22 protein-coding genes are annotated in these 22,787 nt (G+C 60.4%); 13 read left to right on the top strand and 9 right to left on the bottom strand.

Annotated features, from left to right (window positions below; genetic code table 11):
• Positions 1 to 62: 62 nt before the first annotated feature.
• Positions 63 to 353 carry a GIY-YIG nuclease family protein gene (locus tag ACQZ60_RS15790; protein ID WP_020809641.1) on the bottom strand — a complete coding sequence of 97 codons (291 nt, stop codon included), beginning with the start codon at positions 351 to 353 and terminating at the stop codon, positions 63 to 65.
• 311 nt (positions 354 to 664) lie between these two features.
• On the opposite strand from ACQZ60_RS15790, the gene ACQZ60_RS15785 reads away from it, so the two are divergent.
• From ACQZ60_RS15785 to ACQZ60_RS15760, 6 genes are all read left to right on the top strand, one after another.
• The gene (locus tag ACQZ60_RS15785) at positions 665 to 1,480 is read left to right on the top strand and encodes a MurR/RpiR family transcriptional regulator (RefSeq protein ID WP_003519830.1); all 816 of its coding nucleotides are present in this window, start codon (positions 665 to 667) and stop codon (positions 1,478 to 1,480) included.
• Between the two features lie 208 nt (positions 1,481 to 1,688).
• Positions 1,689 to 3,605: a bifunctional 5-dehydro-2-deoxygluconokinase/5-dehydro-2-deoxyphosphogluconate aldolase gene (locus tag ACQZ60_RS15780; RefSeq protein ID WP_020809639.1), complete on the top strand. Its 1,917-nt coding sequence runs from the start codon at positions 1,689 to 1,691 to the stop codon at positions 3,603 to 3,605.
• The gene (gene iolD / locus ACQZ60_RS15775) at positions 3,602 to 5,428 is read left to right on the top strand and encodes a 3D-(3,5/4)-trihydroxycyclohexane-1,2-dione acylhydrolase (decyclizing) (RefSeq protein ID WP_035263259.1); all 1,827 of its coding nucleotides are present in this window, start codon (positions 3,602 to 3,604) and stop codon (positions 5,426 to 5,428) included. The genes ACQZ60_RS15780 and iolD overlap by 4 nt, the downstream gene beginning before the upstream one ends.
• A gap of 1 nt (position 5,429) precedes the next feature.
• Positions 5,430 to 6,338, top strand: a complete 909-nt coding sequence (iolE, locus tag ACQZ60_RS15770) for a myo-inosose-2 dehydratase (RefSeq protein WP_448735579.1) — start codon at positions 5,430 to 5,432, stop codon at positions 6,336 to 6,338.
• Positions 6,339 to 6,574: 236 nt separating this feature from the next.
• A complete protein-coding gene (iolB, locus tag ACQZ60_RS15765; protein ID WP_448735578.1) occupies positions 6,575 to 7,387 on the top strand; it encodes a 5-deoxy-glucuronate isomerase in 813 nt (270 codons plus the stop codon).
• 236 nt (positions 7,388 to 7,623) lie between these two features.
• Positions 7,624 to 8,751, top strand: coding sequence for a Gfo/Idh/MocA family protein (locus tag ACQZ60_RS15760; protein WP_448735577.1), 1,128 nt, complete (start codon positions 7,624 to 7,626; stop codon positions 8,749 to 8,751).
• 239 nt (positions 8,752 to 8,990) lie between these two features.
• On the opposite strand, the gene ACQZ60_RS15755 is transcribed toward ACQZ60_RS15760, so the two are convergent.
• The 3 genes from ACQZ60_RS15755 to ACQZ60_RS15745 all read right to left on the bottom strand — a co-directional run bounded on the left by ACQZ60_RS15755 (position 8,991) and on the right by ACQZ60_RS15745 (position 11,960).
• A complete protein-coding gene (locus ACQZ60_RS15755; RefSeq protein ID WP_448735576.1) occupies positions 8,991 to 9,953 on the bottom strand; it encodes a 2-hydroxyacid dehydrogenase in 963 nt (320 codons plus the stop codon).
• Positions 9,954 to 10,293: 340 nt separating this feature from the next.
• Positions 10,294 to 11,316 (bottom strand): LacI family DNA-binding transcriptional regulator, encoded by a 1,023-nt coding sequence (locus ACQZ60_RS15750; protein ID WP_003505469.1) that lies wholly within the window; start codon positions 11,314 to 11,316, stop codon positions 10,294 to 10,296.
• A gap of 134 nt (positions 11,317 to 11,450) precedes the next feature.
• Positions 11,451 to 11,960 (bottom strand): MarR family winged helix-turn-helix transcriptional regulator, encoded by a 510-nt coding sequence (locus tag ACQZ60_RS15745; protein WP_035263256.1) that lies wholly within the window; start codon positions 11,958 to 11,960, stop codon positions 11,451 to 11,453.
• Between the two features lie 79 nt (positions 11,961 to 12,039).
• On the opposite strand from ACQZ60_RS15745, the gene ACQZ60_RS15740 reads away from it, so the two are divergent.
• From ACQZ60_RS15740 to ACQZ60_RS15730, 3 genes are all read left to right on the top strand, one after another.
• Positions 12,040 to 12,840 carry a creatininase family protein gene (locus ACQZ60_RS15740; protein ID WP_448735575.1) on the top strand — a complete coding sequence of 267 codons (801 nt, stop codon included), beginning with the start codon at positions 12,040 to 12,042 and terminating at the stop codon, positions 12,838 to 12,840.
• Between the two features lie 113 nt (positions 12,841 to 12,953).
• Positions 12,954 to 14,069, top strand: coding sequence for a CobW family GTP-binding protein (locus ACQZ60_RS15735; protein ID WP_448735574.1), 1,116 nt, complete (start codon positions 12,954 to 12,956; stop codon positions 14,067 to 14,069).
• A 279-nt stretch (positions 14,070 to 14,348) separates the two neighbouring features.
• Entirely contained in the window at positions 14,349 to 15,341 is a 993-nt protein-coding gene (locus ACQZ60_RS15730) for a WD40 repeat domain-containing protein (protein ID WP_004433450.1), read from the top strand.
• 222 nt (positions 15,342 to 15,563) lie between these two features.
• Here ACQZ60_RS15730 and ACQZ60_RS15725 read toward each other — a convergent pair whose 3' ends face one another.
• Positions 15,564 to 16,745 carry an MFS transporter gene (locus ACQZ60_RS15725; RefSeq protein WP_448735573.1) on the bottom strand — a complete coding sequence of 394 codons (1,182 nt, stop codon included), beginning with the start codon at positions 16,743 to 16,745 and terminating at the stop codon, positions 15,564 to 15,566.
• Between the two features lie 33 nt (positions 16,746 to 16,778).
• Between ACQZ60_RS15725 and ACQZ60_RS15720 the strand changes: the two genes are divergently transcribed.
• Positions 16,779 to 16,946 (top strand): hypothetical protein, encoded by a 168-nt coding sequence (locus ACQZ60_RS15720; RefSeq protein ID WP_156430056.1) that lies wholly within the window; start codon positions 16,779 to 16,781, stop codon positions 16,944 to 16,946.
• Between the two features lie 3 nt (positions 16,947 to 16,949).
• Here ACQZ60_RS15720 and ACQZ60_RS15715 read toward each other — a convergent pair whose 3' ends face one another.
• The gene (locus tag ACQZ60_RS15715; protein WP_059758498.1) at positions 16,950 to 17,597 is read right to left on the bottom strand and encodes an outer membrane protein; all 648 of its coding nucleotides are present in this window, start codon (positions 17,595 to 17,597) and stop codon (positions 16,950 to 16,952) included.
• A gap of 545 nt (positions 17,598 to 18,142) precedes the next feature.
• Positions 18,143 to 18,430 (bottom strand): hypothetical protein, encoded by a 288-nt coding sequence (locus ACQZ60_RS15710; RefSeq protein ID WP_004433441.1) that lies wholly within the window; start codon positions 18,428 to 18,430, stop codon positions 18,143 to 18,145.
• A 270-nt stretch (positions 18,431 to 18,700) separates the two neighbouring features.
• On the opposite strand from ACQZ60_RS15710, the gene ACQZ60_RS15705 reads away from it, so the two are divergent.
• From ACQZ60_RS15705 to ACQZ60_RS15695, 3 genes are all read left to right on the top strand, one after another.
• Positions 18,701 to 19,879, top strand: coding sequence for a hypothetical protein (locus ACQZ60_RS15705; RefSeq protein WP_059758500.1), 1,179 nt, complete (start codon positions 18,701 to 18,703; stop codon positions 19,877 to 19,879).
• Between the two features lie 107 nt (positions 19,880 to 19,986).
• A complete protein-coding gene (locus ACQZ60_RS15700) occupies positions 19,987 to 20,628 on the top strand; it encodes a DUF1007 family protein (protein ID WP_059758503.1) in 642 nt (213 codons plus the stop codon).
• Positions 20,622 to 21,671: a nickel/cobalt transporter gene (locus tag ACQZ60_RS15695; RefSeq protein ID WP_059758505.1), complete on the top strand. Its 1,050-nt coding sequence runs from the start codon at positions 20,622 to 20,624 to the stop codon at positions 21,669 to 21,671. The genes ACQZ60_RS15700 and ACQZ60_RS15695 overlap by 7 nt, the downstream gene beginning before the upstream one ends.
• Here the strand turns inward: ACQZ60_RS15695 and ACQZ60_RS15690 are convergent.
• Together ACQZ60_RS15690 and ACQZ60_RS15685 are read right to left on the bottom strand one after the other, a co-directional pair.
• Entirely contained in the window at positions 21,668 to 21,928 is a 261-nt protein-coding gene (locus tag ACQZ60_RS15690; RefSeq protein ID WP_020812153.1) for a hypothetical protein, read from the bottom strand. The genes ACQZ60_RS15695 and ACQZ60_RS15690 overlap by 4 nt on opposite strands.
• Positions 21,915 to 22,607: a GNAT family N-acetyltransferase gene (locus ACQZ60_RS15685; protein ID WP_059758508.1), complete on the bottom strand. Its 693-nt coding sequence runs from the start codon at positions 22,605 to 22,607 to the stop codon at positions 21,915 to 21,917. Before ACQZ60_RS15685 ends, ACQZ60_RS15690 begins: the two co-directional genes overlap by 14 nt.
• Positions 22,608 to 22,787 lie beyond the last annotated feature (180 nt).

Genomic DNA, 22,787 nt, shown 5'->3' with positions numbered 1-22,787 from the left:
TGACAAGCACAGGGATGAGGTGAGTGTGTGGTGACCGTCAATGGTTGATCATAGTGCGTGGGTCACAGGCCATGCAAATGAGCGGATATATCATCCCACTCCGGGTTCATGCTTTCGATCAGATTGAGCTTCCATTGCCGCGGCCATTTCTTGATTGTTTTTTCGCGCGTAATAGCGCTCGTCAACAGGTCGTATTCCTCGAACCACACGAGCATCTTCACGCCATATCGCGAAGTAAAGCCGGGTGTTAGTTCATTCTGATGTTCGAAAATCCTGTTCGGCAAATCCTTCGTCACACCAGTATAGAGCGTGCCGTTTCGTTTGGATGCTAAAATATAAACGTAACCCTTCATGTAAATGAACGTGCATCTTTCTCGATTACTTCACAAGGGAAAACCCGCGCTCCCCTCATTCCTGTGCTCGTCACAGGAATCCAGTCAGCCCAAGTCCTTGGGCTGGAAGGAATCCCCTCGCCGCGCGGACGCGCGGCGGCTGGATCCCTGTGACATCCTCGGGCTTGTTCCGGGGAACAGGGATGAGGAGAGTATGCTGGCCATTACTGCCCCAAATGCCGTCCATCACTCATACCTTAAAAAACCCAATGGAATAAAAATTCCACTGCAGTTAAAGTGCACACGATTTCAGTCTGCACAAAGGAACGACAATGACGGCAATCGAGGCGCCAGAATCCGTAAAGGCTTTTGAGGAGCGGCTGCTCCAGGTCGCGGAGGGTTTGCCGAAACGATTGCGGCAATGCGCCGATTATGTCGCCTCCAATCAGGATCGCATCGCCGTTTCCACCGTCGCTGAAATGGCGGAAGGGGCTGGCGTGCAGCCCTCGGCCTTCATGCGTTTTTGCCAGATCATGGGCTTTTCCGGCTTTTCGGAAATGCAGCGGCTGTTCCGCGATTCCTATGTCGGCGGCTGGCCGGATTATGCCACGCGGCTCGACCATCTGCGGGAGAAGGGCGATGAAAGCGCATCCGGCCTGCTTGCCGAATTCGTAGAGGCCGGCCGTTCCTCACTGGAAATGCTGCTGAAATCGGTCGATACCCGCCAGCTTGACGAGGCGGTTTCGGCGCTGGCGAAGGCGCGCACCGTGCATATCATCGGTCTGCGGCGGTCCTTCCCAATTGCCAGCTATCTCGCTTACGCCTTCGAGAAGATGAAGGTGCCGGCGGTTCTGCACAGTGCGGTCGGCGGGCTCGGCAATATCAGCGCCATTTCCCGTGACGATGCGCTGATAGCGATCACCTTTTCTCCCTATTCCGCAGAAACGCTGGAGCTGGCGGAAAACGCCCGCGCCAACGGTATTCCGGTCGTCGCCCTTTCCGATTCCGCCGTCAATCCGCTGCGCAAATCCGGCGCGACGCTGCTGACCGTCACCGAGATCGATTTCGGCGCGTTCCGCTCGCTTTCCGCCACGCTCTGTCTGGCCATTACGCTGGCCGTGGCTGTGGGAACTCGCAAAACAGCCTGAATATTTTTATTGAAAACGGAAAAAATAGAATTTATGATCCAAATCCATGAAACGGGCATTCCATAATCGTCCGTCTCGTGACGAACGAAAATGAGCGGAGGAGGCTCATCGGAGCGGGATGGCGAAAGATGCGGGCGATCGTCGCCTGAATGCTGCTCCAGACATGTGAGGCAGACCGTACCGAGGTGCGGTGCTAAGGAGGAACCTTTTGAAAAAACTTGATCTCATCACGATCGGGCGCTCGTCTGTCGATCTGTACGGCTCGCAGGTCGGCGGCCGTCTGGAGGACATGGCCTCCTTTGCCAAATATATCGGCGGCTCTCCCACCAATATCGCAGCCGGCGCTGCCCGCCTCGGGCTCAACAGCGCCGTCATCACCCGCGTTGGTGATGAGCATATGGGCCGCTTCATCCGCGAACAGCTGGTGCGCGAAGGCGTCGACGTGCGCGGCGTAAAGACCGATCCGGAGCGGCTGACGGCGCTGGTGCTGCTCGGCATTCGCGACCAGAACCAGTTCCCGCTGATCTTCTATCGCGAAAACTGCGCCGACATGGCGCTCAGCGAAGACGATATCGATCCCGCCTTCATTGCCGAAGCCGGCTGCGTCTGCGCCACCGGCACGCATCTGTCGCATCCGAAGACGGAAGCGGCCGTGCTGAAGGCGCTGAAACTCGCCCGCGAAAATGGCGCGAAGACCGCGCTCGATATCGATTACCGCCCCAATCTCTGGGGTGTGGCCGGCCATGGCGATGGCGAGAGCCGTTTCGTCGAATCACAGAAGGTCACCGCCAAGCTGCAATCCACCCTGCATCTCTTCGACCTCATCGTCGGTACGGAAGAGGAATTCCACATTGCCGGCGGCTCCACCGATACGCTGACGGCGCTGAACGCCGTGCGCAAGGTCTCGAATGCGACGCTGGTGTGCAAGCGCGGGCCGATGGGTGCTTCGGTTTTCGCCGGTGAAATTCCTTCCAGTCTCGATGATGGCGAAACTGGCGAGGGTTTCCCGATCGAGGTCTTCAATGTTCTCGGTGCGGGCGATGGCTTCATGGCCGGGCTGTTCCGTGGCTGGCTGCGCGGCGAAGACTGGCCGACAACGCTGAAATACGCCAATGCCTGCGGCGCTTTCGCCGTTTCCCGCCATGGCTGCACGCCCGCCTATCCGAGCTGGGAAGAACTGCAATATTTCTTCAAGGCCGGGATTCGCAACAGGGCGCTGCGCAAGGACGAGGCGCTGGAACAGGTGCACTGGTCGACCAACCGCAAGGGCGACTGGGACACGATGCGCGTCTTCGCCTTCGACCACCGCATGCAGCTGGAAGCCATCGCCGACGAGCTTGGCGTGAAGCACGAGCAGATCGGCGCTTTCAAGAAACTCTGCCTTCAGGCCGCGCAGCAGGTTGCCGGCGACAGGCCGGGTTACGGTATTCTCTGCGACGGCCGCCTCGGCCGTGACGCCCTGTTTGCCGCCAGCGGCTCGGGCCTGTGGATCGGCCGCCCGGTGGAATGGCCGGGTTCGCGCCCGCTGACGCTGGAACCCGATCTCGGCAAGGATTTTGGCGGGCTTTCGGAATGGCCGCTTGAAAATGTCGTCAAGGTTCTGTGTTTCTATCATCCCGACGATACGGATGAGATGCGCGCCACGCAGGAAGAGACGGTCATGCGCCTGTTCCAGGCGACACGCCGCAACCGGCTGGAAATGCTGCTGGAGGTCATTCCCTCCAAGGTCGGCCCGACCGACGATTTGACCGCCGCCCGCATCATCGAGCGCTTTTACGAGATCGGGGTCTATCCCGACTGGTGGAAGCTGGAGCCGATGAAGACCCGTGCTGCGTGGAAAAACGCCTGCGACGCGGTGCATCGCAACGATCCTTACGTGCGGGGCATCGTCGTTCTCGGTCTCGACGCACCGCAAAGCGAACTGGAGGAGAGCTTCCGCCTTGCCGCCGGTTTCGATCTGGTCAAAGGTTTCGCCGTCGGCCGCACGATTTTCGCGGATGCCGCCCGCAGCTGGCTCGGTGGCAAGATGACCGATGAGGAAGCGGTAAAGGATATGGCGCAGCGCTATACCAGCCTGTGCCGCATATGGGATGAGGCGCGCGCCAAAAAGGGAGAGGCAGCGTGAAGACAATCAGATTGACGGCTGCGCAGGCCATGGTTCGTTACCTGGCAGCGCAGATGAATGAACACGGCGAAACCTATATCGCCGGCATGTGGGCCATTTTCGGCCATGGCAATGTCGCCGGCATCGGCGAGGCGCTTTATGGCATCCGCGACGAACTGCCGACCTATCGCGGCCAGAACGAGCAATCCATGGCCCATGCGGCCATTGCCTATTCGAAGCAGCTGCGCCGCAGACGCGCCATGGCGGTCACCTCCTCCATCGGCCCGGGTGCCGCCAATATGGTAACGGCGGCTGCCCTTGCGCATGTCAACCGCCTGCCCGTGCTGTTGATCCCCGGCGACGTCTTCGCCAATCGCGGCCCGGACCCGGTGCTGCAGCAGCTGGAAGATTTCGGCGACGGCACGATGACGGTGAATGACTGCTTCCGCCCTGTCAGCCGTTATTTCGACCGCATCATGCGGCCGGAACAGTTGCTGACAGCGCTTCCCCGCGCCATGCGCACCATGACGGACCCGGCCGATTGCGGCCCGGTCACGCTCGCCTTCTGCCAGGATGTGCAGGCGGAAGCCTATGATTACCCCGAGAGTTTCTTCGAAAAGCGTGTCTGGCGTCAGCGCCGTCCCGAGCCCGACGTGGTGGAATTCGATGAAGCCGTCGCTACGCTCAAGGCGGCGAAGAACCCGATTATCGTCGCCGGCGGCGGCGTGCATTTTGCCGGCGCGACCGAAACGCTGAAGCGCTTTGCCGAAACCCACTCCATTCCCGTCGTCGAAACGCAGGCCGGCAAATCGGCATTGGCCTGGGATCACGATCTCAATTTCGGTCCCGTCGGCGTCACCGGTGCGGAAAGCGCCAATATCATCAGCGAAAAGGCCGATCTCGTTTTCGGCGTCGGCACCCGTTTTCAGGATTTCACCACCGGCTCCTGGGCGCTGTTCAAGAACCCGAACCGCAAAATCCTGGCGCTTAACGTTCAGCCCTATGACAGCGCCAAGCACGATGCGATCAGCCTGACGGCGGATGCGAAGATCGGACTAGAGAAATTGTCGGCCGCCCTCGGCAGCCACCGTTTTGCAGCGCCGGATGCCGGTCTCAAGGCGGCATGGTTTAAAAAGGCCGATGCCGATACGGCGGCGCCGGGCGAGGACAATGCCAACAGCCTGCCCACCGACATGCAGGTCATCGGCGCGGTGCAGCGCCAGTCGCGTGACAATACCGTCGTCATGTGCGCCGCAGGCACCATGCCGGGCGAGCTTCACCAGCTGTGGAAATCCAAGCTGCCGCTCTCCTATCACATGGAATACGGCTTCTCCTGCATGGGTTATGAAGTGGCCGGCGGCCTCGGCATCAAGATGGCGGAACCGGACCGGGACGTGATCGTCATGGTCGGCGACGGCTCCTACATGATGATGAATTCCGAGCTTGCGACATCGGTTGCCATGGGCGTCAAAATCACGCTCGTCATCACCGACAACAGAGGTTACGGCTGCATCAACCGCCTGCAGATGGAAACCGGCGGCGCGGAGTTCAACAATCTCTACGCCCACACCAACGTCAACCCGATCGCCATCGATTTCGTGGCCCATGCCGGCTCGATGGGGGCGGATGCACGCAAGGTTTCCACCATTACCGAGCTGGAAGAGGCGCTTGCCGCGGCCCGCGCCTCCAGCCGCACCACCGTCATCGTCATCGATACCGACCCTTACCCGACGCCGCAGGCCGGCGGTCACTGGTGGGATGTCGCGGTGCCTGAAGTTTCCGACCGCGCCGAAATCGGCCCGGCCCGCGTCCGTTATGAAAACCATGTCAAGGAAAGACAGTAAGATGATCCGTTACGGAACCAACCCGATTGCCTGGTCCAACGACGACGACCGCACGCTGGGCGCGCATATCAGCCTCGAACAATGCCTCGATGAAACCGCCAGGATCGGTTTCGACGGCATCGAGAAGGGCCACAAGTTCCCGACTGAGCCGGAGGGCCTGAAGGGCGTGCTTTCGCCGCGCGGCCTCTCCTTCGTCTCCGGCTGGCATTCGCTGAACCTTCTGACCGATGACATCGAATCCGAAAAGAAGGCGATGCAGCCGGCGCTTGACCTGCTGAAAGCCATGGGCTCGAAGGTCATCATCGTCTGCGAGACCTCCAATGCCATCCATGGCGATGACAACAAGGCGCTGGTCGACCGTCCGCGCCTTGCGGCCGAGGACTGGGCGAAATTCGGCGCGGGCGTCGAGGCGCTGGCCGCCTTTGCCGCAGAACAGGGTATCACCCTCGTTTATCACCACCACATGGGAACGGTGGTCGAGAGCGAAGAGGAAATCGATCTCCTGATGAAGCATACCGGCCCGAAGACGCATCTGCTGCTCGATACCGGCCATTGCCTGTTCGGCGGCGGCGATCCCGTGCGCGTCGCCCAGAAATACATGGGTCGCGTCGGCCATATCCATGCCAAGAACGTGCGCCCTGCCATTGCCGATCAGGTTCGGGGTGAGCGGCTCTCCTTCCTCGAAGGCGTGCGCCGCGGCGTGTTCACCGTTCCCGGCGACAGCGAAGGCGGCGTGAACTTCCCGCCGGTGCTGAAGGTCGCGGCCGAGCATGGTTATAGCGGCTGGCTGGTGATCGAGGCCGAACAGGACCCTGACGTGCGCAACCCCTTCGAATATCAGAGCCTCGGGCTGAAATCGCTGAAGGCTTTTGCGCGCGAAGCGGGGCTGGACAAGGCTCAGGCTGCTTGAGCTGAGCGGAGGGCATTCGTCCATACGTCCTAGAATCGTATGTTCCGGTGCAACCCCTCCTCCCTCATTCCTGTGCTTGTCACAGGAATCCAGCCGACGCGCGTCGGCGCGGCGGAAAGACTCCTCTCAGCCCAAGGACTTGGGCTGGCTGGATCCCTGTGACGAGCACAGGGATGAGGGAAACGCGGGAATAGCCGCCCGATAAATTGAACGACTGACCAAAAAGGAACACCACCATGACCTCACTTCTGCGCAAGCCGGTCGCGACCAGCGGCAAGGTGCACGATATCACGCCCCAAAGCGCGGATTGGGGTTATGTCGGTTTCGGCCTTTACCGCCTGAAGCCGGGCGAGACGGCGGCGGAAAACACCGGCGATACGGAAGTCATCCTCGTGCTGGTCGAAGGCAAGGCGACGATTTCCGCAGGCGGTAAGGAATTCGGTGAACTCGGCGACCGCATGAATGTGTTCGAACGCAAGCCGCCGCATTGCGTCTACGTCCCCGCAGGTTCCGAATGGTCGCTGACCGCCACGAGTGATTGCACCGTCGGCGTCTGCACCGCACCCGGCGAAAAAGGCAGCCGCGAGGCGCAGCAGATCGGTCCCAATGGCGTGCAGCTGACGGAGCGTGGCAAGGGCGCCAATACGCGTTACATCTTCCCCATCGCCATGGAAGAACGCGATGTGGCCGACAGCCTGCTGGTAACGGAAGTCTTCACGCCATCCGGCAACTGGTCGTCCTATCCGCCGCACCGGCATGATGAGGATAACTATCCCGATATGACCTATCTGGAGGAGACCTATTATCATCGCCTCAACCCGGCGCAGGGTTTCGGTTTCCAGCGCGTCTTCACTGAGGACGGTTCGCTGGACGAAACCATGGCGGTGTCGGACGGCGATGTCGTGCTGGTGCCCAAGGGCCACCACCCCTGCGGCGCGCCCTATGGTTATGAGATGTATTATCTGAACGTGATGGCCGGGCCGATGCGCAAATGGCGCTTCAAGAACCACCCGGATCACGACTGGATTTTCAAGCGGGATAATCCGTAAGGCATTTCAGGCAAACACCGCCGCCTCCTCATCCCTGTGCCTGTCACAGGGATCCAGCCAGCCCAAGTCCTTGGGCTGAAAGGAGTCTTTCCGTCGCGCAGACGCGCGTCGGCTGGATTCCTGTGACAAGCACAGGAATGAGGGGTCTGCGGAGGTATATCTCGACTCTACGTTGGAGCTGAACCAACGCATCCAAACAATTGAATTAATTCAAATAATCTCGGGAGGAGAATACCATGGCCGCTCTTGGCGTGGGCCTTATCGGCACCGGTTACATGGGCAAATGCCACGCGCTGGCGTGGAACAATGTCACCAGCGTCTTCGGCGATGTGGAACGCCCCCGCCTCGTGACGCTCGCGGAAGTAAACCACGAGCTTGCCGCGAAGAAAGCCGCCGAGTTCGGTTTTGCCCGCTCGACAGGCAACTGGCGCGACCTGCTTTCCGATCCCGAGATCGACGTCATCTCGGTCACCACGCCCAACGCCTTCCACCCGGAAATGGCGATTGCCGCCCTTGAGGCCGGCAAACATGTCTGGTGTGAAAAGCCGATGGCGCCCGCCTTTGCAGATGCGGTGAAGATGCGCGATGCGGCGCGGCGTTCCGGCAAGGCAGCGGCGATGGGCTACAACTACATTCAGAACCCCGTCATCCGCCATATCCGCCGCCTGATCGACGAAGGCGCCATCGGCAGGGTCTATCACGTCCGCGCAGAAATGGACGAGGACTTCATGGCGGATGCCACCCAGCCCTTCTACTGGAAGAGCGAAGCTTCCTCCGGTTATGGCGCGCTGGACGATTTCGCCGTGCACCCGCTGTCGCTGCTCTTCGCCCTTTTCGGTCATGCCGAAAGCGCCATCACCGACATGGTGAAGCCTTACGAAACCCGGCCGCTTGCCGGCGGCGGCGACCGCGCCGTCGAGACACATGACCTCGCCAGCGTGCTGCTGAAACTCGAAGGCGGCATTTCCGCCGTGCTCATCGCCAACCGCTCCGCCTGGGGGCGCAAAGGCCGCATCGCCATCCAGATCTACGGCTCCACCGGCTCGATCCTGTTCGATCAGGAGCGGATGAACGAGTTCCAGCTTTACACCACGGATGGACGCCCGGAAGAACAGGGTTTCCGAACCATCCTCACTGCGCCGCACCACAAGCCCTATGACCGCTTCATCCCCGCCCCCGGCCACGGCCTCGGCTTCAACGATCTGAAGGTGATCGAATGCCGGGAACTGATCGCGGCTACCGAGGGGAAAAAGGCCCATATCATCGATTTCGAGGAAGGGCTGAAGATCGAGCGCAGCATTCACGCCATGGCCCGGTCGTTTGCCGAAGGGCGATGGGTGGGAAGCTCGGAGATTGCGGAATAGATGAAAGCAGTCGTGGGGTGGCGGCAAGGCCGCCCCACTCCACGTCATCTACCGAGGGGTTGGCGATAACTTTGCCGCCCCCGCGGCGTCATCCTCGGGCTTGACCCGAGGATCCATGGTTAGGCTGGGTTGTGGATCCTCGGGTCAAGCCCGAGGATGACGAAAGAGAGGGTAGAGCCTTCGTTCTAGTCTAGACGTCGAAGGCTGCTGTTCGCAGCCCTCGCCCCTTCCCCAAAGCCTCACCCCTTAACCGGCGTTTCCGGCACCGGCGTCAGCACCTTGCCGTCCCTGAACCAGCCGAGAATATTGTCAGCCACCAGATCGGCCATGGCGTTGCGCGTCGGAACCGAGGCGGAGGCGACATGCGGCAGCAGGGAGACATTCGGCAGCGACAGGAAGGCTTCCGGCACCTTCGGCTCGGCATAGAACACATCGAGACCGGCAGCGCCCACAGCACCGCTCTTAAGCGCCTGCAAAAGCGCATCCTCATCGACGCTGGAACCGCGCCCGACATTGATGAACACGCCCTGCGGCCCAAGCGCGGAGAGGATTTCCGCATTGATCGCCTTGTGCGTTTCCGGCGTGCCCGGCACGATGCAGATGAGGATATCGACGGCTTCCGCCATCTCCTTCAGCGAGCCGTAATAGGTGTAGGAGAGGCCATCCCGCTTGCTGCGGGTGTGGTATCCGATCCCCACCTTGAAAGGCTCCAGCCGCTTGGCGATTTCCTGCCCGATGCGGCCCATGCCAAAGAGACCCACCTTGCGGCCGCGCAGCGAAAACGGCGATAGCGCGAACGGGCCTTCACCAACCCATTTGCCGTCGCGAAGCCAGGTCTCGGCCTGATAAAGACGGCGCACGGTGTTGATCAAAAGCGCAATCGTCGTATCGGCCACCTCGTCGTTCAGCACGTCAGGCGTATTCGTCACTACAATGCCGCGCGTTGCGGCATGTTTGGCATCGACGCCGTCATAACCCACGCCGAAATTGGCGATGATCTCGAGCTTCGGCAGCGCATCGATCCACTTTGCGTTGACGACGCCGGAAACGGCGATGGCATTGACGCGCTCGGCCACACCATCAGGCAGAACCGGCTCGGCACCGGCAGGCACGGCCACGATCTCGACCTTGCCTTCGAGGCGTTCGAGAACGCGTGGGTTTATCTTGCCGGGAACGAGAACGACGGCCTTTTTGTCAGACATGAGCGGATATTCCTCCTGATAACATTCCGATAGCCGGAGCAGGTTGCAGGCGAACCTTTCGCCATCCCGCTCCTCTGGGCGGCGATCTTTTCAAACAACGGCGGCCGTGAAAAGGGCAATAAGGGGATGCTATGGGGGCAGACGGAAGTTTCATGCCGATTTTTTGCGGCGCCCCTCACCGTCATGCCGGACTTGATCCGGCATCCAGCCAGCCCAAGTCTTTGGGCTGAGAGAGTCTTTTTCACCGCGTAGACACGCGGTGGCTGGATTCCGGCTCAAGGCCGGAATGACGGAAAGGTGCAATGCACAGAATGCGCACCATTTCCCATCGTCGGAAGCCTCACACCCGCGGCCGCACCGGCCCGGTCGATTGCCGGATGCGCATTTCCGGCTTGATGAGGTGAATGCCGTCAGGCTCGTGGCTGCCCGCCAGCCTGTCCAGCAATGCGCGGGCCGCCAAGCGCCCCACCTCGGCCTGACCGTTGGAAACGGTGGTCAGCGCCGGCGTGGCGATGGCCGCCTCTTCCAGATCGTCGTAGCCGGTGACGGAAATATCGACGCCCGGCACCAGACCGGCGCGGGAAATGCCGTTCATGAGACCGATCGCAACGAGATCGTTCCAGCAGACGGCGGCTGTCGGCTTCTGCGGCAGGGAGAGGAAATGCACCGCCGCCTCGAAACCGCCCTGCTTGGAGCGCGGGCCGGGAATGCGCAGGTTCGGATCGACCTCGATGCCGGCCTTGCGCAGCGCATTGACATAACCCTGATAACGGTCACGGCCCGTCGATGTCTGGTCGGTGCCGCCAACCATGGCGATGGTGCGGTGGCCGAGGCTGATCAGGTGATTGGTGGCCAGCGAAATGCCGTAGCTGTCGTCGCCGCGATAGGTCGGCATGTCGACGCCATCCATGGAACGGGCCACCAGAATGGCGGGCATGCCGTTTTCCTCGGCCAGCGTCATATCCTCTATCGGCGTGCCGATGGCCGGCGACATGATGATGCCGTCGGAACCGAGTTGCAGCAGCGTTTCGATGAAGGTGCGCTGTTTTTCTACCGAATCGTAATGGTTGGAAAGAATGAAGGTCTGGCGGCTGCGGTCCAGCTCGCTTTCAATGGCTTTCAGAATTTCCCCGTAAAACGGGTTCATCACATCATGGAACACCACGCCGACGATGCCGGAACGCGAGGTGCGCAGGCTGGCGGCGCGGCGGTTATAGATATAACCCAGCGCCCGCGCCTGTTCCTTGATCTTGTCCCGCGTATCGGCAGCGACCAGCGGGCTGTCGCGCAATGCAAGAGAAATGGTGGCGGTCGAAAGACCGAGGCTTTCGGCAATCGTGGACAGTTTGACCTTTTGGGCCACGGCATTCCTCCCCAAACGCGTGTCAATGACGGATGGCTCCGTTTAAATTGCAATTAAACAATTTAAACAAAATCCGCAACCCGTTTAAGAAATACCCACAAAACAGATGGTTCTTTTAAAAATTTCAGCAAAAATTATTGAAGATTGGCGTCTATCGCCTTCAAGAGTTTAACGATGTTGCGCACATCCTTGGCCGAAAGCCCCTCGACGGCTCTTGCGCCGCAATTGGCGATGGAAACATTGATGTGTTCGACGCTTTTCAGACCCGCTTCCGTCAGCTTCACCAGCGTCACGCGGCCATCCTCGTCGTCGCCGCTGCGTTCCACGAAGCCCTGGGCTTCCATGCGGCCGATAGTGCGCGTCATGGTCGGCGCCTTGACGCCGAGTTTCTGGGCGATCTGCCCCGGCGTGAGGCTGCCTTCCTGCGCCAGCGCCAGGATAACGCCGTCTTGGCCCGCATAAAGCCCGCTTTCGGCAAGGCTGTGGCTCAGCGCCGTGCGCATGGAGCGGGCCGCCTGGGTGATGGATTGCGCCAGTTCCTCGGGGTTGAAATTCTCATCCCGTTTTTTGGCGTCCTTTACCTTCTTGCCGCCCTTTTCCTTCTTGGCGCTTTTGTCCTTATGCCCGGTTTTGTCCTTGCTCATATGCGAGTGCCTTTTACCCTGTGGCGGAACCGATATATGTTGCTGGAAATCCTTAACGAATGCACGCGCGGACTGCCATATGCCAAACTCATACACGCATTATCACGACGAAAACGTAACAGACCCGCATCTTCGCGCAACAGCTGCAATTTCCGTGCTGCCGCTCGGCGCGCATGAACAGCATGGGCCGCACCTGCCGTTCGAGACCGATACGCTGATTGCCGAAGGCATCGCCGCCCGTCTCGCCGCCGCCCTGCCCGCCCACCTGCCCGTCTCCTTCCTGCCGGTGGAACCGGTCGGCTATTCCATCGAACACATGAATGTGCCGGGCACGAAAACGCTGCGTTACGATGAGGCCATCGAGCGCTGGCTCGGCATCGCCGAGGCGGAATATAAAAAGGGCGTGCGCAAATTCGTGATGCTGAACGCCCATGGCGGCAATTCACCGCTGATGACCGTCGTCGCCACCGAGGCCCGCGCCCGTCTCGGCATGCTGGCGGTCGCCACAAGCTGGACCCGTTTCGGCGTGCCGGCGGATATTGTGAAGCCGGAAGCCAAGGCGGTCGACATCCATGGCGGCGATATCGAAACATCGGTCATGCTGGCGCTTCATCCTGAACGGGTGGCGATGCAGAAGGCCGCAAACTTTCCCTCCCGCCAGAGCGATTTCGCCAGCCGCTTCAAACACCTGCGCGCCTATGGCCCACATGCCTTCGGCTGGCTGATGAGCGATCTGAACCCCGATGGCGTTGCCGGAAACGCCGCCGCTGCCACCGCGCAAAAGGGCGAAAGGCTGATTTCCCACGCCGTAAAAGGCCTTGTCGAACTGCTTGAAGATATCCACGCTTTTGACATAACGTTATTTCATAACAAAATTTGAGTGCCATGGCCGAATTCGGCCAAAATCTCTTTGAACTGCCAGGACGTCGCGCCTATATGGACGACGACACATCTTCCTGAGGCCTGACGGCCTCTCTCCACGCGGGGTTTTCCATGACCGAAACAGCTATAGCCAAGCCCATTCCAGTCACCGTCCTGACGGGATATCTCGGCGCCGGCAAAACGACGCTTCTCAACCGCATTCTCTCCGAAAACCACGGCAAGAAATACGCTGTCATCGTCAATGAATTCGGCGAGATCGGCATCGACAACGATCTGATCGTCGAGTCCGATGAAGAAATCTACGAAATGAACAATGGCTGCGTGTGCTGCACGGTGCGCGGCGACCTGATCCGCGTCGTGGAAGGCCTGATGCGCCGCCCCGGCCGTTTCGATGGCATCATCGTCGAGACGACAGGTCTTGCCGACCCGGTTCCCGTCGCCCAGACCTTCTTCATGGATGACGACGTGCGCGCCAAGACCGAGCTTGACGCCGTCGTTGCCCTGGTTGACGCCAAGCACCTGCCGCTGCGCCTGAAGGACAGCCGCGAGGCCGAAGACCAGATCGCCTTTGCCGATGTCGTCATCGTCAACAAGACCGATCTCGTTTCGCCGGAGGAAGTCGCTCGCATCGAGGATATCGTGCGCGCCATCAATCCTTCCGCCCGCATCTACAAGACGACGCGTTCAGGCGTCGATCTCGCCCGGGTTCTCGACCAGGGCGCCTTCAATCTGGAACGCGCGCTCGAAAACGATCCCCATTTCCTCGAGCATGGCCATGAGGATCATGTCTGCGGCCCTGATTGCGACCACAATCACGATCACGGCCACCATCATCACGACCATGACCACGATCACGGGCATCATCACCACGATCATGACCATGGCCACGATCATCACCACCATGGCGCGGTTTCGCCGATCCACGACGTGACGGTGCAGTCGGTCTCGCTGCGCGGCGGCGAGATGAACCCCGAGCGGTTCTTCCCGTGGATCCAGAAGGTCACCCAGACCGACGGCCCGAACATCCTGCGCCTCAAGGGCATCATCGCCTTCAAGGGCGATGCGGAACGTTACGTGGTGCAGGGCGTGCACATGATCATCGAGGGCGACCACCAGCGCCCGTGGAAGGAAGACGAAAAACGCGAAAGCCGCCTCGTCTTCATCGGCCGCGAACTGGACCGCGAGAAGCTGGAAAAGAGCTTCAACGCCTGCCTCGCGACGGCCTGATCGCTCTCCCTCTTTCACCCCGGCCCTGAGCCGGGGTGTCACGTTTCCTTCCCTCATCTCTGTGCTTGTCACAGAGATCCAGCCAGCCCAAGTCCTTGGGCTGAAGGAACTTTTCTCGCCGCGCAGACGCGCGTCGGCTGGATTCCTGTGACAAGCACAGGAATGAGGTTGAAGGGATGTAAAGCGGTTCCGCTTTTGCCGGAAATGCTCTAGAACCATGCCAGCCAGCGGGAATGACACCCCCGCCCATCCGACACAGATACGAAAGACCGATGCCCCATGCCGACTGTTGCCCCGCTTGATATCGAAGGCCACGTGGTCTCGACCCATTTTCTCGGCGACATTCCCCTGTTTGCCACCGCCGCCGGCACCATTCACCGGCTGGATGGCGGCGAGAAGGTGACTGAGGCGCATGACGGACTTCTGACCTGCGTGCGCGATCCCTATAGCGCCACGCTGCTTTCCGGCGGCGAAGACGGCCGTGTGCTGCGCATCGGCCATGACGGCAGCATCGGCGAAATCGCCAATGTGCCGCGCAAATGGGTGGGCGTCGTTGCCGGCGGGCCGCAGAAGGCTGTCGCTTATGGCGTCGGCAAGTCCAGCTTCGTGCGGCTGTCGGACGGCACGGTCAAGGAATTCAAGGAAGAGCGCACGGTGGAGGCCATCGCCTTCGCGCCCAAGGGCCTGCGCATTGCGGTGGCCCGTTATAACGGTGTGACGCTGCACTGGGTGGCGACCGCCGGCGATCCCGTCGATCTGGAATGGAAGGGTGCGCATACCGGCGTCACCTTCTCGCCCGACGGCAAGTTCCTCGTCACCACCATGCAGGAAAACGCCTTGCACGGCTGGAAGATGGAGGCCACCAAGGGCGGCATGGAAGCCCGCCACATGCGCATGACGGGTTATCCCGCCAAGGTCAAATCCGTCTCCTGGTCGGCAAAGGGCAAATGGCTCGCCTCTTCCGGCGCGCCGGCCGCCATCGTCTGGCCGTTTGCCGGCAAGGACGGCCCGATGGGCAAGGCCCCGGAAGAACTCGGCAGCCGCGCCAACATCATGGTCACCAATGTCGCCTTCCATCCGGTGGAAGATGTGCTCGCCATCGGCTTCATCGACGGCATGATCCTCGGCGTGCGCCTTGCCGATGGCAAGGAAGCCCTGCTGCGCCGCCCCGGCAAGGGCGCCATCACCGGCATGGACTGGAGCGCCACCGGCAAATTGCTCGCCTTTGCTTCGGAAGCGGGGGATTGCGGGATTATCGATATTTCGGCTTGAGGGATGGACGCGGGCGTAACAGGCCGCCCCACACTCCCCTCATTCCTGTTCCCCGGAACCAGCCCGAGGATGTCACAGGAATCCAGCCGACGCGCGTCTGCGCGGCGAAGGGAGTCTTTTCAGCCCAAGGACTTGGGCTGACTGGATTCCTGTGACAAGCACAGGAATGAGGGTTCGAGCTGCAAGGGCAAATGAAACTCTCCGCACTTCCGCCGGAACGCCCTACTCCCCCACCTGCCGCCGCGTCAGAAACAACAGCAGCAAGGCCGCGCCAGCACCAACCGAAGCGAGCCGGATCGAGACGCCGAAACTCGCATATTGCGATACGAACCCCATCAGCGGCACCGCAAAAAGCGCGGCGAGGAAAATGGAGTTCATGTAGAGCGCCGTCGCCCGGGCCGTGCGGCCGCGCGCAAAGCCCTGCACGAAGGTAAGGCAAGTGCCGGCGCAAAGGCCGTAATAGGCGCCCTCCAGCGCCGCACCCGCGATCATGGCCGGCAATGTGGTGACCGAGGCGATGACGTTGAAGGCGACGATGGCCATCACCGCCGAAACGCCCAGAAGCAGGCGGGCGCTGAAGCGGCGCATCATTCGCGGTGCAAGCAGGATGAACAGAACCTCCATGGCGCATTTGACGCTGAGCGACAGGCCCGGCACGTAATCCGGCAGGCCGACCTCCCGCACCAGAAACACCGGCAGGGCCGAGGCGCAGAGAGCATGGGCAAAAGACATGCAGAAGCTGGCGGCCGCCGCCAGAAGCAGCGGCAGGTTGCGCCCTGTATCGTCGTCACCCGCCTGTCGCCGCTCCATCGGGCTGGTCTGGTCGCGCGGCACGACCGCAAGGGCAAGCCCGCCCCAGATGACCGCCATCAGCATGGCATTCATGAACACGGCCTTCGCGCCGGCAAGATCGAAGATCAGATAGGCGGCGGCAGGCAGCAGCATCCACGCCAGCGACACCATCGTCCGCAGGAAGGCATTATAGGCGGCCGTATCGAGCGCCTTCACCCGGCCATGATACCGGCCGTAACTGAAAATGAGCGTGCTGGCGGCATTGGAAAGCCCCATGCCGGTCGCCGTTATCGCCACCAGCAGCGCCAGATGCCCGAAACTCGCCGCAGCCGCCGCGACAAAAGCGCCGCACACGGAAAGCATCAACAACGGCCTCACCCGCACCCCGGCATCGACACGCTCGCCATAAACACGGCTGGCGACAATCGAAGCCAGCGCCGCCGTCACGCTGTAAAAACCGACGGTCGCCGGCGGATGGCCGAGCACCTGGATGATGTAAAAACCGATAAACGGCACAACAGCCGCATTGGTGCTGCCGGCAATAAAAACCAGCAGAGCGATCAAATAGGCCTGACGATCGAAAGCGCCCGGCAAAGTGCTTTTCTGTAGCATGGGAATCGACTGAAGGCTGGGAGGCGAGACGGGATGACGGCGACCACCATCACACCAAAACGGCCTGCTGTTCAAGCCTGCCTGAAAAGCAATGCGCGTTTTCATCTTCGGCGGAACGTTCGCTGGATTGATGCCAGGATCGCCGCATCGAGCGCGTGGGGCGTCGCAACGTTGCGCCGCCCCCTGTCGAAAACGGAATAACCGTCAGAACTTCACGCCGAGGCCAACCTTGACGACGTGTTCGCTGACATCGCCGGTCGAGGTGATCGGACCGGTACGGTAGGTTGCCTTGCCGAAGTCGTTGTAACGATATTCGACGCGTCCAAACAGGTTGTTGGTGAAGGCATAATCGATACCCGCACCGACCGTCCAGCCGTGCAGGACCTTGCTGTCCTCGCCGAACGGCGCTTTGACTTCGCTGTCCGTCGCGGTGTAGCCGGCGGCGGTATAGATCAGCGCGCGGTCGACCGCGTAACCGGCGCGCAGGCGTGCAGAACCATTCAGGCCTGCAGAAACCTCGCTGGTGACAATGGTCTTGTCGCCCCAGGCGTAACCGAGATCGCCCTCGACGCCAAGAATGACGGAAGGGGCAACTTCGAAATTATAGCCCGCGAAACCGGAAAAACGGCCGCCGTCAAATTCATGCTTCGTGGTGACGCCAAAAGTCGTCGACTTAACCCGGTTCCAGCCGTAACCCGCAGACGCACCGACATAAACACCATCCCAGGAAAAGGCAGGCGCAACGTCGTTGACGACCGGCGCGGACGGAATGTCGCTGACGGCATCGGCGGCAGCGGCCACACCGGAGAAAACACCGAGCAGGCCGAGCGCGAGAAGTGATTGTTTCAACATGCGATAGCTCCTTGAAAATAACATCCCGTCACCTGCGGGCTGCGAGTATTTCGCGACCGGAAGCGCAGCGTCGTGACGGGGTTAACGCACCCGTAGATTGAAGAACATCGTGGTTAAAATCGCGTAAATAGCGCAGATAAAATAGCCGTCATGAAACGTATTTCGATTAATATCTGCAATATTTACCAAATATAAATTAGAATTAGCGCAGATATTCACAAGTCGGCCGTCGCGATGTAAAAACGGCTACCACCACATCACAAAAACCACCACGAGTAGTGGCCATCCCGCACTTCTGTGCGCGTCGTTCACATCGGCGACGCGGACAAAAAAAGAGGGCCGCGAGGCCCTCTTCCAGTCATGCGATGCGCCGTTTGTTCTTGCCGGAAACGCCATGCGTCAAACACACGCAACTCGAGGATCATTGCCGGCTTATGCGCTGCGCGCATCGTCTGCGTCGAAAATCCCTGAAGATTTTCGAGCTGTTGCGTTGGAGCGGGATGGAGAAAAGCCCGATGGTTTCGCCATCCCGTTCCACGTTTCGGTTAGTGCCGGCGCTTTTTGCCGCCGTCATTCTTGTTGTCGATGACATCGACGGACGTCTTGTTGCCGTTCAGCACACCGTTCAGGATGCCGGTCTTGTTGCCGTTCAGAATCCCGTTATTGGACAGGATGCCGCTGACACCGAGATCGATGCTGGGCGAGACGACGACAAGGGCGCCGCCCTTGTTGCTGTTGCCGGACAGGATGCCTCCCAGAAGACCGCCCGCATTGGCCTGACCAACGGAAGCGACAGTAAGAATAGCGGCTACACAAGCGAACTTTGCAATCATTTCTCTCTCCTCTTTTGTTTGATCACGCCATCTGGCGTAACCGAACTGTATATTTAGAGGATTCTAATTCAAGCAAAGGCTAATATTACAATAAACGATTAACACTAATACTTATGATTTTAATCAAATTTTACATATCGCACCTTCGCGTTTCCGCCCCTTGTTCAAACAATGCCTGCCGGCACCTGTGCCGCAACAGTAAAGCGGTGCGGGAAACTTTATTAACCATCCAAATATAAGATATTGCTTAATTAGAGACCGGAGATGCGAATGCGGGTGGGGGGATATATCGCGCTTGTTCTCGGGCTTGCCTGCGCCTGCGGCGCGTGGGCGGGGGAAAAGGCCGATGAGCACAATGTCACCTATAAATCCGGCATTGCTTATGACAGCAATTATTTCGCCGATACCAACCGGCTGAGCGCGATTTCGCTGCGCGCCGGCTTCGGGCTCAATGGCAAGATCGCGCTGGAGGGGGCGGAGCTGCGTTATTCGCTCGAGCAGGAAGAGGTTCGCCTGCCCCGTTATCGTTTCGCCAATGAACATAACACCATCGCGGCGCTGGGCTTGACCAAGCGATTTTCCGAAAAGCTGGAATGGGCCCTTGAGCTGCGCGGCACCCGCAGCGATGCCGGCGATATATTCCTGCACCTGCCGGAAGAAGACATTGGTTACCGGCAGCTGGATCACAAGCTGGAGGCCTCCTCCCAGCTCGGCATCCTCGCCCTTGGCGGCAAGAACACACTGACGGCAAGCCTGGCCAGCCTGATGAAAGGCAAGGCGCGGTTCCGCCCGGCTTATTTCCTGCCCACCCGACTGGAAGCGAACGAGGCGCTTTTATCGCTGAAGGCCGAACATGCACGATCACTCGGCGGCGGCGAGGCCGGGTTGACCCTTGCTTACGACCGTATCGCCGTGCCTGAGGGGCAGCAGGAAAAATATGAACGCTTCCCGGCCAACACGCTGCGAGGTTCTCTGGCCTATGGTTACAGGTTCTCCGACCGTTTCGCGGTTCTGGCCGAAGCGGGCTTCACATCCATTTCCGGCGATGAAATCAGCGACAAGGTAAAGCGCACCCGCCCCTATCTGCGGGCCGAGGCCGAGGTGAAGGCCACCGATCGCATCGCCTTCGGCGCGGGCTTTTCGCAGGACTATGCGCTTTTCGACCCGGATGACCCGATTGCCGAATTCCATCGCCGCTTTCAATTCGTCATCAAAAGCAGGCTCACCGAAAAGGTGGGGCTCGATCTTGCGCTGCACCGGGTCCACAAGGACTGGATCTATTATAATTACGATACCAGCGAGCGCCGGCTGGTCGCGACGCTCTCCTTCGATACCGGCAAGAACAGCAAGCTGGAGGTGGAGTTCAACCGCCTGCTGCATGGCGAGCGCGATACCGATCTTGCCTATAGCGGCTCCAGCATCACCTCGCGTTTCAGCGGCACCTTCTGAAATTTAGTATCGGCCCGCGCGAAGGATCGGACGCATCAGGTCGAAATTCGGTCCCAATTTCTGCTAGAGTCAGGCCTTCCAGATTCGAAGGCAGGACAGACCGGATAATGAACAGACGCTTTTTGCTCCTCGCGGCCGGCCTTGCCTGCGTTCCCGTCGCCGCGGCGGCGCATCCGCATATCTTTGCCGAAGCCCGCATGGAAATCGTCGAGGGGCCGAACGGCACCGTTCAGGAAGTGCGCAACATCTGGCGTTTCGACGAGATGTTCTCGGCAAGCGTGGTGATGGATTACGACAAGAACAGCGATCTGAAGCTCGACAAGGACGAGCTGGCGGAAATCGGCAATACCGTGCTGGAATCGCTCGCCGAATATTCCTACTACACCTTCATCACCGCCAATGGAAAACCGGTGGAGTTTTCGAAGCCCGAGGCCATTCACGTGGACTACAAGGATCAGCAGATCCTGATGTTCTTCTCCGTGAAACCGACCAAGCCTCTCGCCGTCAAGGGCAAGCTCAGCTTCGGCGCCTGGGATCCGACCATGTATACGGCGATCGATTTCGCCAAGGATGGCGATATCGCCACGCAGGGCAAGGATCTGAATGCCTGCAAGCATCATGTCGTCCGTCCCGATCCCGACGAGGTGATCTCGCAGAACCAGAGCACGCTCACCGACGCCTTCTTCAACGATCCGACCGGCACCGACATGACCAAGCTCTTCGCCACCCGGCTGGAGGTCTCATGCTGAGCCGCAGGGCCGGCCTCTTCGCCGTCGCCATCGGCCTCATTGCCGTGGCCGGTGCGGCCCATGCGCAGTCGCCGCTCGGCATCGGCTCGGCCGAACCTTCCTTTTCCGTCGGCGGCCCCTTCGCGCCACTGATGCAATGGATCAACGTGCACCAGCAGATGTTCTATCGTGCGCTGACCGGCGCGTTGAAGGCCATGCGCGAGGATGGCTGGGCGCTCAGCTCGCTGATCGGCCTCTCCTTTGCTTATGGCGTTTTCCACGCCGCCGGCCCCGGCCACGGCAAGGCGGTCATTTCGTCCTATATGATCGCCAATGAGACGCAGCTGAAACGCGGCATTCTCATTTCTTTCGTCTCGGCGCTCATTCAGGGTTTGATGGCCATCGGCCTCGTCGGCGCGGCCTGGCTCGTGCTGCGCGGCACTTCCATCACCATGACGAAGGCGACGCAGGCGATGGAGATCGCCAGCTTCGCCATGGTGGCGCTGTTCGGCGCCTGGCTGCTGGTGCGAAAACTCTGGTCGCTGCGCATCCGGCGCGAGCCGGTCGCGGTTTTCGCGCCGGCAGGTGAAACCGCGGCCGGCAGAACCACCGGCATGGGCACGGGCCTCCGGTTCCAGGGCAAGCCGGTTTTTGCCGATCACGACCATGACGGCACGGGCGATCTCTGCGCCGCCTGCGGTAAATCCCATGCGCCGGATCCGATGCTGCTCAAGGGCAAGAACTTCAGCCTGCAAGAGGCATGGTCCGCCATCATCGCGGTGGGGCTCAGGCCCTGCTCGGGCGCGATCATCGTCATGAGCTTCGCGCTTCTGAACGGGCTTTATCTCGGCGGTGTGCTCTCCGTCCTCGCCATGTCGCTCGGCACCGCCATAACGGTATCGCTGCTCGCCATCATGGCCGTCTCGGCAAAAGGCCTCGCCGTCCGTTTCGCTGGCCCCGGCAGCCGCAGGGCAGCCGGCATTAGCCATGCGATCGAGATCGCCGGTGCGCTGTTCGTGCTCATCATGGGACTGTTGCTGCTCGGCGCGTCGCTTAAGCTCTAACCGTCACGGCGACGCTGGTAACGCGCACGCAGCCAGAACAGCAGGAAGAAACACAGCACTGCCACCGTGCCGAAGGCAGCGGCGAGCCAGGGCGAATAATCGCCCAGCCACAGCATGATCTTCGGCATCACAAAGAAGACCAGCCCGAAACCGACGATGATGAGGGCGGCTGCGATGGCCGGAGACCAGTCCTTCTTGCCGGGGCTCGGCTTTTCAGGCGCCGGGTTTTCAGGCGCCGGATTTTCAGGCAATGGCATCGGCAAACTCCGCACGGATATCCTCAAGCTTGCGCTTCTGCGCGCCGTCGGCCGCAAAATTCTCCGGCGCAAGCCAGGCTTCGAAGGCCTTGCCGATCAGCGGCCATTCGCCGTCGATCATGGAAAACCACGCCGTATCGCGGTTCTGGCCCTTCGAGACCATATGCTGGCGGAAGACGCCCTCGAAGGTGAAGCCATAACGCTTCGCCGTGATCTTGGAGGGCTCGTTTTCATTGTGGCATTTCCACTCGTAACGGCGATACCCCAGATCCTCGAAAACATGTTTCGCCATCAGATAATGCGCCTCGGTGGAAAGAGGCGAGCGCTTCATCTTCGCGCCATGGGCGACGGAGCCGACCTCGACCACGCCATTGGCGGGATCGGGCCGCATATAGCTCGCCATGCCGACGATATCGCCGGTGGCGTTTTCAACGAAGACCAGCGTGACCCAGTTAAGCTTCTGCCCCGCGCCGACGAGCCAGTCGCCGAAAGCGTCGGCATCGGGAAAGGCGCTTTGCGGGAAATATTTGAGCAGCGCATTCACGCCCTCGCCGCCAAGTGCGGCCCAGAGCCTTGCGAGATGTTTTTCGCGATCGAACGGCTCCGCCGTCACGTAACGGCCCTTCAACACCACCGGCTGCGGCGGCGGACATCCCTTGAAATCACTCAGATCGCGCATTCTCTTCCCCATTTGCTGGGAGAAGGATTAGGGCAAGCGGGGCGGGATGACAACAGTGCATATGGGGTGGGATGCGGGTGCTGTTCACCCCCCTCTGCCCTGCCGGGCATCTCCCCCTCAAGGGGGGAGATCGGCAGGAGGCGCTACCACCACTTCATTCGCAAACGTTGAGAGAGGCGA

The sequence above is a fragment of the Agrobacterium sp. 22-223-1 genome, assembly GCF_053522385.1.
The sequence above is the reverse complement of the archived record's forward strand: the minus strand, read 5'-3'. Positions and strand labels throughout refer to the sequence as shown.